11 protein-coding genes are annotated in these 12622 nt (G+C 68.8%); 2 read left to right on the forward strand and 9 right to left on the reverse strand.

Annotated elements, in window-relative coordinates:
* The coding region (locus M878_RS66290; RefSeq protein WP_023547468.1) for a M56 family metallopeptidase at nucleotides 1-487 on the forward strand (487 nt) is incomplete at its 5' end.
* A 122-nt stretch (nucleotides 488-609) separates the two neighbouring features.
* On the opposite strand, the gene recQ is transcribed toward M878_RS66290, so the two are convergent.
* Nucleotides 610-2592, reverse strand: a complete 1983-nt coding sequence (recQ, locus tag M878_RS66295) for a DNA helicase RecQ (protein ID WP_023547469.1) — start codon at nucleotides 2590-2592, stop codon at nucleotides 610-612.
* A gap of 211 nt (nucleotides 2593-2803) precedes the next feature.
* Between recQ and M878_RS66300 the strand changes: the two genes are divergently transcribed.
* Complete coding sequence (locus M878_RS66300; RefSeq protein WP_031225075.1) at nucleotides 2804-3403, forward strand: Uma2 family endonuclease; 600 nt, start codon at nucleotides 2804-2806, stop codon at nucleotides 3401-3403.
* Between the two features lie 74 nt (nucleotides 3404-3477).
* On the opposite strand, the gene nuoN is transcribed toward M878_RS66300, so the two are convergent.
* The 8 genes from nuoN to M878_RS66340 form a co-directional block, all read right to left on the reverse strand.
* Complete coding sequence (gene nuoN / locus M878_RS66305) at nucleotides 3478-5127, reverse strand: NADH-quinone oxidoreductase subunit NuoN (protein WP_023547471.1); 1650 nt, start codon at nucleotides 5125-5127, stop codon at nucleotides 3478-3480.
* Complete coding sequence (locus M878_RS66310) at nucleotides 5124-6695, reverse strand: NADH-quinone oxidoreductase subunit M (protein ID WP_023547472.1); 1572 nt, start codon at nucleotides 6693-6695, stop codon at nucleotides 5124-5126. Before M878_RS66310 ends, nuoN begins: the two co-directional genes overlap by 4 nt.
* Before the next feature lie 5 nt (nucleotides 6696-6700).
* Nucleotides 6701-8596, reverse strand: a complete 1896-nt coding sequence (gene nuoL / locus M878_RS66315; RefSeq protein WP_023547473.1) for an NADH-quinone oxidoreductase subunit L — start codon at nucleotides 8594-8596, stop codon at nucleotides 6701-6703.
* Nucleotides 8597-8611: 15 nt separating this feature from the next.
* On the reverse strand, nucleotides 8612-8911 hold the full coding sequence (nuoK, locus tag M878_RS66320) for an NADH-quinone oxidoreductase subunit NuoK (RefSeq protein ID WP_023547474.1): 300 nt from the start codon (nucleotides 8909-8911) through the stop codon (nucleotides 8612-8614).
* Nucleotides 8908-9750 (reverse strand): NADH-quinone oxidoreductase subunit J, encoded by an 843-nt coding sequence (locus M878_RS66325; RefSeq protein WP_023547475.1) that lies wholly within the window; start codon nucleotides 9748-9750, stop codon nucleotides 8908-8910. Before M878_RS66325 ends, nuoK begins: the two co-directional genes overlap by 4 nt.
* On the reverse strand, nucleotides 9747-10349 hold the full coding sequence (gene nuoI, locus M878_RS66330) for an NADH-quinone oxidoreductase subunit NuoI (protein WP_023547476.1): 603 nt from the start codon (nucleotides 10347-10349) through the stop codon (nucleotides 9747-9749). The genes M878_RS66325 and nuoI overlap by 4 nt, the downstream gene beginning before the upstream one ends.
* Nucleotides 10342-11706: an NADH-quinone oxidoreductase subunit NuoH gene (gene nuoH, locus M878_RS66335; RefSeq protein WP_023547477.1), complete on the reverse strand. Its 1365-nt coding sequence runs from the start codon at nucleotides 11704-11706 to the stop codon at nucleotides 10342-10344. Before nuoH ends, nuoI begins: the two co-directional genes overlap by 8 nt.
* The coding region (locus M878_RS66340; protein WP_023547478.1) for a molybdopterin-dependent oxidoreductase at nucleotides 11703-12622 on the reverse strand (920 nt) is incomplete at its 5' end. The genes nuoH and M878_RS66340, both read right to left, overlap by 4 nt.

Consider the following 12622-nt stretch of genomic DNA (forward strand, 5'->3'; position numbering starts at 1 on the left):
GTACCCGGACGCCTGGTGGATGCCGGGACACCCGCCGCAGCTGGTCGTCACCACGGGGGCGCTGCAGCGCCTCACCGACCACCAGTTGGACGCCGTCCTCACCCACGAACGCGGGCACGCGCGTGCCCACCACGACTGGCTGCTGCACCTGTCCACGGCGCTCGCCACCGGCTTCCCGCGCGTGCCGCTGTTCGCGCACTTCTGTGACCAGACGCACCGCCTGGTCGAGCTGGCCGCCGACGACACGGCGTCCCGCCGCTGCGGCCACCTCACCACGGCCCTCGCGCTGATCGAGCTGAACCAGCACCGGGGCGTCCTGTCCTGCGATTCCAGCCGCCGCCTGCTCGGCGAGCGCGTGAACCGCCTGCTGGAGCCGCCGCCCCGGCTGCTGCGCCGGCACCGGGCCCTGACGACGACGGTGGCCGCCCTGGTGCCGCTGCTGCCGCTCCTGATCACGTTCGCTCCAGGGCTGACGGCACTGTCCTGACCGTCCCACCGGGTGGCAGACCTTCCCGCCCTTGACGGAAAGCCACAGCTCAGCCACGCATCCAACGCCCCCGGCATCGCCTCGGACCGGCCCGCTGAAGCCAGTCGTCCACGTCCGGTCGGCTATATCCAGTCGTCGGGCTCCGGCTCCTCGTCCGGCTCCGGCCAGTCGGCGTCCTGCGCGTCGCCGGCAGCCGGGGCCGGCCCGTCCAGGGAGGCCAGCACGGCCAGCACGCCCTCGCCGTACGTCGCCAGCTTCTTCTCGCCGACACCGCTCACCGTGCCGAGCTCACGTACCGAAGCGGGGCGACGGCTGACGATCTCCCGCAGCGTGGCGTCGTGGAAGATGACGTACGCCGGTACGCCCTGTTCACGAGCCTGTTCGGCTCGCCAGGCGCGCAGTGCCTCGAAGGCGGGCAGCAGTTCGCCGGGCAGCTCGGCCGCGGCGGCCTTGGCCTTGCGGTCGCCACCGGAGGCGCCGGTGGAGCGCGACCGCGAGATGGCCGGCTTCTTCGGCTCCTTGCGCAGCGGCACCTCCCGTTCGCTCCGCAGTACGGTGCCGCTCGCCTCGGTGAGCGCCAGAGTGCCGTACTCCCCCTCCACCGCGAGCAGTCCCTGCGCCAGCAGCTGCCGGACGACGCCCCGCCACTCGGTTTCGGTGAGGTCGGTTCCGATACCGAAGACGGACAGCTGGTCGTGGTCGCACTGGATGACCTTGCCGGTGCGCTTGCCGAGCAGGATGTCGACGATCTGTACGGCGCCGAACTTCTGCCCGCGCTCGCGCTGCAGCCGTACCACCGTCGACAGCACCTTCTGCGCTGCGATCGTGCCGTCCCAGGTCTCCGGCGGGGTGAGGCAGGTGTCGCAGTTGCCGCAGCCCGCCGCATCGGGGTCCTGGCCGAAGTAGGCGAGCAGCTGGCCACGGCGGCACTGGGCCGTCTCGCACAGCGCGAGCATGGCGTCGAGGTGAGCGGCGGCCCGGCGGCGGAACGCCTCGTCGCCCTCGCCGGACTGGATCAGCTTGCGCTGCTGTATGACGTCGTTCAGGCCGTACGCCATCCAGGCCGTGGACGGAAGCCCGTCGCGGCCCGCGCGGCCGGTCTCCTGGTAGTAGCCCTCGATCGACTTCGGCAGGTCGAAGTGGGCGACGAACCGTACGTCCGGCTTGTCGATGCCCATGCCGAAGGCAATGGTCGCCACCACGACCAGGCCCTCCTCGCGCAGGAACCGCGACTGGTGCGCGGCACGCATGCCCGCGTCCAGGCCCGCGTGATACGGCACCGCCTCGATGCCGTTGGCGGTCAGGAACTCGGCCGTCCGCTCCACCGAGTTCCGGGAGAGGCAGTAGACGATCCCCGCGTCGCCCGCGTGCTCCTCCCTGAGGAAGGCGAGCAGCTGCTTCCTGGGGTCGGCCTTGGGCACGATCCGGTACTGGATGTTGGGCCGGTCGAAGTTGGCGACGAAGTGGCGGGCCGTCGGCAGGTTCAGCCGTTGGGTGATCTCCTCGTGCGTGGCGCGAGTGGCCGTGGCGGTGAGGGCGATCCGCGGGACGTCCGGCCAGCGCTCACCGAGGAGGGACAGGGCGAGATAGTCGGGGCGGAAGTCGTGGCCCCACTGGGACACGCAGTGCGCCTCGTCGATCGCGAAGACCGAGATCTTGCCGCGCGAGAGCAGGTCGAGGGAGGTGTCCAGGCGCAGCCGCTCGGGTGCCAGATACAGCAGGTCCAGCTCGCCGGCCAGGAACTCGGCCTCGACGACGCGCCGCTCGTCGAAGTCCTGCGTGGAGTTGATGAAGCCGGCCCGCACGCCGAGGGCGCGCAGGGCGTCCACCTGGTCCTGCATCAGGGCGATCAGCGGGGAGATCACCACGCCTGTACCGGGTCTGACCAGGGCCGGGATCTGATAGCACAGCGACTTGCCGCCGCCGGTGGGCATGAGGACGACGGCGTCTCCGCCCGCCACCACATGCTCGATGATCGCTCCCTGCTCGCCCCGGAAGGCCTCGTATCCGAAGACCCGGTGCAGCGTGGCCAGCGCCTCGCTGTCGGCCGCACCCGGCCCCTCGGTCACCTGTGGCATCTCGCTGATCCCGCCCGTCGCGCTCATCGTCCTGTCCCCCGCCGGTCCCCCGTGTGTCGTCTCTCGACCGCTGCATCCACGATAGGGGTCCGGACCGACAGCCTCGGAGTTATCCACAGGCTCACCGAGATGGCCCACGTCAAGGACACGATCATCGTTCACACGTTCGCGAGAGACCTGCCGGTTTCCCGCCGATAGTCTGGATGCACCGGCGAGACTCCGTCCCATGGGAGCACTGATGAGCGTCGCACCGAAGGCGTCCGCGTCCAGCTGGCCGATGCCGCCGAAGGGCGGCTGGACCGCCGACGACCTGGACCGCCTCCCGAATCTTCCTCCGCACACGGAATTGATCGACGGGAGCCTGGTCTTCGTGAGCCCGCAGACCATCTTTCACGAGCGCACCATCGACTACTTCAAGTGGCAGCTCCAGTCGCTGGCACCTGAGGAGTTCGAGGTGTTCCGCGAGTTCACCATCGACCTGGACCGCCAGAACCGGCCCGAACCAGACGTGGTCGTCGTGCAGGCGGACGTGGTGGAGGACCCGTACCAGACCCGCTTCCCGGTGGAATCGGTCGTCCTGGCCATCGAGGTCGTCTCCGAGGACTCCGTCTCCCGCGACCGCGAGACCAAGCCGCTGAAGTACGCCCGAGCCAAGATCCCCCACTACTGGCGGGTCGAGAACGAGAAGGGCCGGGCTGCGGTGCACGTCTTCGAGCTGGAGCCGACGACCGGCACCTACACCAGCACCGGCATCTTCCGCGAGCGTATGAAGCTGGACGTGCCGTTCCCGGTGGACCTCGACCTGACACAGATCAAGGCGCGCCGCGACAGGAGTTAGTGACCCTGGAAACACACCGTTGCCCGGCGCCCTCACGAAGGAGGGTGCCGGGCAACGGCATGTAGCGACGAGCGTCAGCGCACGAAGACTCCCGCCTGGCTCGCCAGGTTCAGGAAGTACTGCGGAGCCACACCGAGGACCAGGGTCACCGCCACGCCCATGGCGATCGCCGCCATGGTCAGCGGCGACGGTACGGCCACGGTGGGACCCTCCGGCCTCGGCTCGCTGAAGAACATCAGCACGATCACGCGGATGTAGAAGAACGCGGCGATCGCCGAGGAGATCACACCGACCACGACCAGCGGCGCCGCGCCACCGTCCGCCGCCGCCTTGAACACGGCGAACTTCCCGGCGAAACCGGAGGTCAGCGGGATGCCGGCGAAGGCCAGGAGGAATACGGCGAAGACCGCAGCGACCAGTGGGGAGCGACGGCCGAGACCCGCCCACTTCGACAGGTGGGTCGCCTCGCCGCCCGCGTCGCGGACCAGGGTGACCACGGCGAAGGCGCCGATCGTCACGAAGGAGTAGCCGGCCAGGTAGAAGAGGACCGACGAGACGCCTTCCTTCGACGTGGCGATGACACCCGCGAGGATGAATCCGGCGTGCGCGATGGACGAGTACGCCAGCAGCCGTTTGATGTCGGTCTGCGTGATCGCGACGATCGCACCGCCGAGCATGGTGATGATCGCCACCGCCCACATGACCGGCCGCCAGTCCCAGCGCATGCCCGGCAGGACGACGTACAGCAGGCGCAGCAGCGCGCCGAACGCGGCCACCTTCGTCGCCGCGGCCATGAAGCCGGTCACGGGCGTCGGAGCGCCCTGGTAGACATCCGGCGTCCACATGTGGAACGGCACCGCGCCCACCTTGAACAGCAGGCCCATCACGATCAGGGCGCTGCCGAGGAGCAGCAGTGCGTCGTTGCCCATGGTGTTGGCCAGCGCAGGGTCGACGTTGGTGACCGTGCCGTCGACGACCTGGGCGATGCGCGCGTACGACACCGAGCCCGCGTAGCCGTACAGCAGGGCGATGCCGAACAGGGTGAAGGCGGAGGCGAAGGCGCCGAGCAGGAAGTACTTGACCGCGGCTTCCTGCGACATCAGCCGCTTGCGGCGGGCCAGCGCGCACAGCAGGTACAGCGGCAGGGAGAAGACCTCCAGGGCCACGAACAGCGTCAGCAGGTCGTTGGCCGAGGGAAACACCAGCATGCCGGCGATCGCGAAGAGGAGGAGCGGGAAGGCCTCGGTGGTGGTGAAGCCGGCCTTCACCGCGGCTTTCTCGCTGTCGCTGCCCGGTACCGAGGCGGCCTGCGCGGCGAAGGAGTCGACGCGGTTGCCGTGCGCGGCCGGGTCCAGGCGCCGCTCGGCGAAGGTGAACAGGGCGATCAGACCGGCCAGCAGGATCGTGCCCTGCAGGAACAGGGACGGTCCGTCGACCGCGATCGCGCCCATCGCCGCGATGTGCGCCTTCGTGGTGCCGTAGCCGTCGGCCGCGAGCGCGACGACCGCGGCGAACGCAGCGCACAGGGCCACGACGGACACGAACACCTGTGAGTAGTAACGGGACTTGCGTGGGAAGAACGCCTCGATCAGCACGCCGACCAGTGCCGCACCGGCGACGATCAGCGTCGGCGACAATTGTCCGTATTCGATCTTCGGTGCCGGGATCTTCGAGATCGGGTCGGCCGCGGTTGTCCACAGGCTGTGGACGGCTGTTGTGCTCACTTGGCCGCCTCCACCGAGGGCTTGGGGTCGGTCTTGTGTACGTCGGACATCGTCTGCTTGACCGCCGGGTTGACGATGTCCGTGACGGGCTTCGGGTAGACGCCCAGGAAGATCAGCAGCACGATCAGCGGGGCGACGACCACGAGTTCACGCGCGCGCAGGTCGGGCATCGCCGAGACCTCGGGCTTCACCGGGCCCGTCATCGTCCGCTGGTACAGGACGAGGGTGTAGAGCGCGGCGAGGACGATGCCGAAGGTGGCGATGACGCCGATCACCGGATAGCGCGCGAACGTGCCGACCAGGACCAGGAACTCGCTCACGAACGGGGCTAGTCCGGGCAGCGAGAGGGTGGCGAGGCCACCGATCAGGAAGGTGCCGGCGAGCACCGGCGCGACCTTCTGCACGCCTCCGTAGTCGGCGATGAGCCGCGAGCCGCGCCGGGAGATCAGGAAGCCGGCGACCAGCATCAGCGCGGCCGTGGAGATGCCGTGGTTGACCATGTAGAGCGTGGCGCCGGACTGGCCCTGGCTGGTCATCGCGAAGATACCCATGATGATGAAGCCGAAGTGCGAGATCGACGCGTACGCCACCAGGCGCTTGATGTCCCGCTGGCCGACGGCGAGCAGTGCGCCGTAGACGATGCTGATGAGCGCCAGTACGAGGATGACGGGCGTCGCCCACTTGCTGGCCTCCGGGAACAGCTGGAGGCAGAAGCGGAGCATCGCGAACGTGCCCACCTTGTCGACGACCGCGGTGATGAGGACGGCGACCGGGGCGGTGGACTCCTGCATGGCGTTGGGCAGCCAGGTGTGCAGCGGCCACAGCGGCGCCTTCACCGCGAAGGCGAAGAAGAAGCCGAGGAACAGCCAGCGTTCGGTGCTCGTCGCCATGTGCAGCGAGCCGTTGGCACGGGCCTGTGCGATCTCCTGGAGGCTGAAGTTTCCGGCCACTACGTAGAGGCCGATCACCGCGGCCAGCATGATCAGGCCGCCGACCAGGTTGTAGAGCAGGAACTTCACAGCCGCGTACGACCGCTGCGTCGAGGCCGCCTTCTCGCCCTGCGCATGGGCGCGGTCTCCGAAGCCGCCGATGAGGAAGTACATCGGGATGAGCATGGCTTCGAAGAAGATGTAGAAGACGAAGACGTCGGTGGCCTCGAAGGAGATGAGCACCATCGCCTCGACGGCGAGGATCAGCGCGAAGAAGCCCTGGGTGGGCCGCCAGCGCCGGCTGCCGGTCTCCAGCGGGTCGGCGTCGTGCCAGCCGGCGAGGATGATGAACGGGATCAGTACGGCGGTCAGCGCGATCAGTGCCACCGCGATGCCGTCGACACCCAGCTCGTACCGCACCCCGAAGTCCTTGATCCAGGCGTGGGATTCGGTGAGCTGGTAGCGGGCGCCGTTCGGATCGAAGCGGACCAGGACGGTGACCGCCAGGGCGAGCGTGGCGAGCGAGACGAGCAGCGCCAGCCACTTGGCGGCGGTGCGCCACGCGGCCGGTACGGCGGCCGTGGCGACGGCCCCTACGGCCGGGAGCGCCGCCGTCGCTGTCAGCAGAGGAAAGGACATCGGTATCAGACCGCCCTCATCAGCAGGGTCGCGGCGACCAGGAGTGCCGCACCGCCGAACATCGAGACCGCGTAGGAGCGGGCGAAGCCGTTCTGGAGCCGGCGCAGCCGCCCGGACAGGCCGCCGAAGCTTGCCGCTGTGCCGTTGACGACACCGTCGACCAGGGTGTGGTCGACGTACACCAGGGAGCGCGTCAGGTGCTCGCCGCCGCGTACCAGGACCACATGGTTGAAGTCGTCCTGAAGCAGGTCGCGGCGGGCCGCGCGGGTGAGCAACGAGCCGCGCGGGGCGACGACGGGGACCGGCTTGCGGCCGTACTGCGCCCAGGCGATACCTACGCCGATGACCAGACACACCATGGTCGCGCTGGTGACCGTCCAGGCGCCCACCGGGGAGTGGCCCTCACTGTGTCCGGTGACCGGCTCCAGCCAGTGCAGGAAGCGGTCGCCGACGCTGAAGAGGCCACCGGCGAGGACCGATCCGACGGCCAGCACGATCATCGGGATCGTCATGACCCTCGGAGCCTCGTGCGGGTGCGGCTCGTTGCCGTTCTCGTCCGGCTGCCAGCGCTTCTCTCCGAAGAACGTCATCAGCATCACGCGCGTCATGTAGAAGGCGGTGATGGCCGCGCCCAGCAGGGCCGCGCCGCCGAGGATCCAGCCTTCGGTACCGCCCTTGGCGAAGGCCGCCTCGATGATCTTGTCCTTGGAGAAGAAGCCGGACAGGCCGGGGAAGCCGATGATGGCGAGGTACCCGAGGCCGAAGGTGATGAAGGTGACCGGCATGTACTGCCGCAGACCGCCGTACTTGCGCATGTCGACCTCGTCGTTCATGCCGTGCATGACGGAGCCCGCGCCGAGGAACAGACCGGCCTTGAAGAAGCCGTGTGTCACCAGGTGCATGATCGCGAAGACGTAGCCGATCGGGCCGAGGCCCGCCGCGAGGATCATGTAGCCGATCTGCGAATTGGTCGAGCCGGCCAGTGCCTTCTTGATGTCGTCCTTCGCGCAACCGACGATCGCACCGAAGAGGAGCGTGACCGCGCCGACGACGGTGACGGCGAGCTGGGCGTCCGGGGCCGCGTTGAAGATGGCTCCCGAGCGGACGATGAGGTACACGCCCGCGGTCACCATCGTCGCCGCGTGGATCAGGGCCGAGACCGGGGTCGGGCCCTCCATGGCGTCACCGAGCCAGGACTGCAGCGGCACCTGGGCGGACTTGCCGCAGGCGGCGAGCAGGAGCAGCAGGCCGATGGCGGTGAGCCTGCCCTGGGAGGCCTCGGTCGCGTGGCCGAGGACGGGGCCGAAGGCGAAGGTGCCGTATGTCGTGAACATCACCATGACGGCGATCGACATCCCCATGTCGCCGACGCGGTTGACCAGGAAGGCCTTCTTCGCGGCGGTCGCTGCACTGGGCTTGTGCTGCCAGAAGCCGATCAGCAGGTACGAGGCGAGACCCACGCCCTCCCAGCCGACGTACAGCAGCAGGTAGTTGTCGGCGAGGACGAGCAGGAGCATCGCCGCGAGGAACAGGTTCAGGTAGCCGAAGAAGCGGCGGCGGCGCTCGTCGTGCTCCATGTACCCGACCGAGTACAGGTGGATCAGCGAGCCGACGCCCGTGATGAGCAGGACGAACGTCATCGACAGCTGGTCCAGGCGGAGGGTGGCGTCCGCCTGGAAGCCGGCCACCGGGACCCAGCTGAACAGGTGCTTGATGAGGGTGCGGTGTTCGGCGTTCTTGCCGAGCAGGTCGGCGAAGAGGATCAGGCCGAACACGAAGGAGGCGGCCGACAGGAGCGTGCCGATCCAGTGGCCGACGCGGTCGAGGCGCCGGCCGCCGGCCAGGAGGACGGCCGCTCCGAGCAGGGGCGCCGCGATGAGCAGCGCGATCAGGTTCTCCACGATTCTTCCGACCCCTTACAGCTTCATCAGGCTGGCGTCGTCGACCGAGGCCGAATGGCGGGTACGGAACAGCGACACGATGATCGCGAGGCCCACCACGACCTCCGCGGCGGCGACGACCATCGTGAAGAAGGCGATGATCTGGCCGTCGAGGTTGCCGTGCATCCGGGAGAAGGTGACGAACGCGAGGTTGCAGGCGTTCAGCATCAGCTCGATGCACATGAAGACCACGATGGCGTTACGCCGGATCAGCACGCCGGTCGCGCCGATCGTGAACAACAGGGCGGCGAGGTAGAGGTAGTTGACCGGGTTCACTTCGACGCCTCCTCGGGCCGCTTGAACGTCGCCGGTTCGATCTCCGTGCGCTCCAGGCGTTCCTCCGCGCGCTGTTCCAGCGCCCGCAGGTCGCCCAGCGCCTCGGCGGACACATCACGGATCTGGCCGCGCTCGCGCAGCGTCTTGTTGACGGTCAGCTCGGACGGGGTGCCGTCGGGGAGCAGGCCCGCGATGTCCACGGCGTTGTGCCGGGCGTAGACGCCAGGGGCGGGCAGCGGCGGGACGTGCGTGCCTTCGCGGACGCGCTGTTCTGCCAGCTCGCGCTGGGTCTTGGCGCGCTCGGTGCGCTCGCGGTGGGTGAGCACCATGGCGCCGACGGCGGCCGTGATCAGCAGGGCGCCGGTGATTTCGAAGGCGAAGACGTACTTGGTGAAGATGAGGGAGGCGAGGCCCTCCACATTGCCGTTCGCGTTCGCCTGGCCGGTGCCGTTGAACTCCTTCAGGGAGGCGTTGCCGATGCCCGTGAAGAGCAGGACGCCGAAGCCGACTCCACACAGAACGGCCAGCCAGCGCTGGCCCTTGATGGTCTCCTTCAAGGAGTCCGCGGCCGTGACACCGACGAGCATCACCACGAACAGGAACAGCATCATGATCGCGCCGGTGTAGACGACGATCTGCACGATGCCCAGGAAGTAGGCGCCGTTGGCGAGGTAGAACACCGCCAGGACGATCATGGTGCCGGCGAGGCAGAGCGCGCTGTGCACGGCCTTCTTCATGAAGACGGTGCACAGGGCGCCGATCACCGCGACGGTGCCGAGCACCCAGAACTGGAAGGCCTCACCGGTGGAGGTCGCGTAGGCGGCGAGCTGCGGGCTCATGCGTCCACCTCCTGGTCCTCGGGCGTCTCTCCCTTGGAGACGGCGACCTGGCGGACCGTGCCGGGCGCGGCCTGTGTCACCAGGCCCCGGTAGTAGTCCTGTTCGTCGGTCCCCGGGAAAATCGCGTGGGGTGTGTCGACCATGCCCTCTTCGAGGCCGGCGAGGAGCTGTTCCTTGGTGTAGATGAGGTTGGCGCGGCTGGAGTCGGCCAGCTCGAACTCGTTGGTCATCGTCAACGCGCGCGTGGGGCACGCCTCGATGCACAGGCCGCACAGGATGCAGCGGGCGTAGTTGATCTGGTAGACGCGGCCGTAGCGCTCGCCCGGCGAGTAGCGTTCCTCGTCGGTGTTGTCGGCGCCTTCCACGTAGATGGCGTCGGCGGGGCAGGCCCAGGCGCACAGCTCGCAGCCGACGCACTTCTCCAGGCCGTCCGGATGGCGGTTGAGCTGGTGCCGTCCGTGGAACCGCGGAGCCGTGGTCTTCTTCTGCTCCGGGTACTGCTCGGTCAGCCGCTTCTTGAACATGGCCTTGAAGGTCACGCCGAAGCCGGCCACGGGGTTCTGGAAACCGGGTTTGGTCTCCTTGGGCTCCTCAGCCATCAGACGCCTCCTTTCCATCCGAAGATCCGTCACTGACAGTGTCCGACCCACCACTGACAATCAGCTCCCGCTCGCGGCGCGGGCGGCGCCTCGGCACCGGCGGCAGCTCCTGTCCGGGCAGCGGCGGTACCGGGAACCCGCCGGCCATCGGGTCGAATCCGGCCTGCTCGGCGTCGGGGCGCTCGGCCGTCCTGGCCTTCTCGCGGAACATGTCGGCGACGAAGGAGATCAGCAGCAGGGCGAGGACTCCGCCGCCGACGTAGAGGGCGATGTCAGCGAAGTCGTAATGCTCGTTGCGCAGGGCCCGTACGGTCGCCACCAGCATCAGCCACGTCACCGAGACCGGGATGAGGACCTTCCAGCCGAGCTTCATGAGCTGGTCGTAGCGGACCCGCGGGAGCGTGCCGCGCAGCCAGATGAAGAAGAACAGCAGCAACTGGACCTTGATCACGAACCAGAGCAGCGGCCACCAGCCGTGGTTCGCGCCCGCCCAGAAGGAGCTGATCGGCCAGGGGGCGCGCCAGCCGCCGAGGAACAGGGTGGTCGACACAGCTGAGACCGTCACCATGTTCACGTACTCGGCGAGCATGAACATCGCGAACTTGATGGACGAGTACTCGGTGTTGAAGCCGCCGACCAGGTCGCCCTCGGACTCCGGCATGTCGAAGGGGGCCCGGTTGGTCTCGCCGACCATCGTGACGATGTAGAGGATGAAGGAGACCGGCAGCAGCAGGATGTACCAGCGGTCGTGCTGCTGCTCCACGATCGTGGACGTCGACATCGACCCCGAGTACAGGAACACGGAGGCGAACGCGGCACCCATGGCGATCTCGTAGGAGATCATCTGCGCGCAGGAGCGCAGGCCGCCGAGGAGCGGGTACGTGGATCCAGAACTCCAACCCGCGAGGACGATGCCGTAGATGCCGACGGAGGCGACCGCGAGGACGTAGAGCATCGCGATCGGCAGGTCGGTGAGCTGCATCGTGGTGCGGTGGCCGAAGATCGAGATCTCGTTGCCGGCCGGGCCGAACGGGATCACCGCGATCGCCATGAAGGCCGGGATGGCCGCGACGATCGGCGCGAGGACGTAGACGACCTTGTCCGCGCGCTTGACGATGACGTCTTCCTTGAGCATCAGCTTCACGCCGTCGGCGAGCGACTGGAGCATGCCCCAGGGGCCGTGCCGGTTGGGGCCGATGCGCAGCTGCATCCAGGCGACGACCTTGCGCTCCCACACGATGGAGAACAGCACGGTCACCATCAGGAAGGCGAAGCAGAACACGGCCTTGATGACGACCAGCCACCAGGGGTCGCGGCCGAACATCGAGAGGTCTTCAGCTGCGAGGTACGGGCTCATGCCTCCACCTCCTCGGGGGCCTGTTCGGCGGGTGCCGCCGAGCCGATGCGGACGAGTGAGCCGGGCCGTGCCCCGGTGTCGGAGGCGACGCCCGCGCCGATGGAGTTCAGCGGGAGCCAGACCACCCGGTCCGGCATCTCGGTGATCCGCAGCGGGAGTTCGACGGTGCCGGTGGGGCCGGTGACGGCGAGGGCGTCGCCGTCCTTCACGCCCGCCTCGGCGGCCGTCGCCGCCGACACGCGCGCGTGGGCGGCGTGCCGGGTACCGGCGAGCGCCTCGTCACCCTCCTGGAGGACGCCCTGGTCCAAGAGCAGCCGGTGCCCGGCGAGTACGGCCTCGCCGACGGCCGGGCGGGGCAGCACGCCGGCGTACTCCTGGGGTCCGGTGGCGCGCGGGCCGGCCCAGGAGCCGAGCCGGTCGATCTCCGCGCGCGTGGTGCGCAGATCCGGCAGGCCCAGATGGACGTCCATGGTGTCGGCCAGCATCTGCAGCACGCGCGCGTCCGTCGGTGCCAGGCGGCGGGTCATCTGGTCGGGCTTGAGCGCGGCGTCGAAGAACCGCAGCCGGCCTTCCCAGTTGAGGAAGGTGCCCGCCTTCTCGGCGACCGCGGCGACCGGGAGGACGACGTCGGCATGCTCGGTGACCTCGCTGGGCCGCAGCTCCAGCGACACCAGGAAGCCGACGCCGTCGAGTGCTTCACGCGCGCGTGCCGGGTCGGGCAGGTCGGCGACCTCGACGCCGGCGACGACGAGTGCCGACAGTTCGCCGGTGGCGGCGGCCTCGACGATGTGGTGGGTGTCGCGGCCGTAGCGCAGCGGGAGTTCGGCGAGCCCCCAGGCGGCGGCGACCTCCTCCCGTGCGCGTGGGTCGGTCGCCGGGCGGCCGCCCGGCAGCAGCGACGGCACCGCGCCCGCCT

Origin of the sequence: Streptomyces roseochromogenus subsp. oscitans DS 12.976 (genome assembly GCF_000497445.1) — a bacterium.
In the GTDB taxonomy this organism is placed as follows: Bacteria; Actinomycetota; Actinomycetes; order Streptomycetales; family Streptomycetaceae; genus Streptomyces; species Streptomyces oscitans.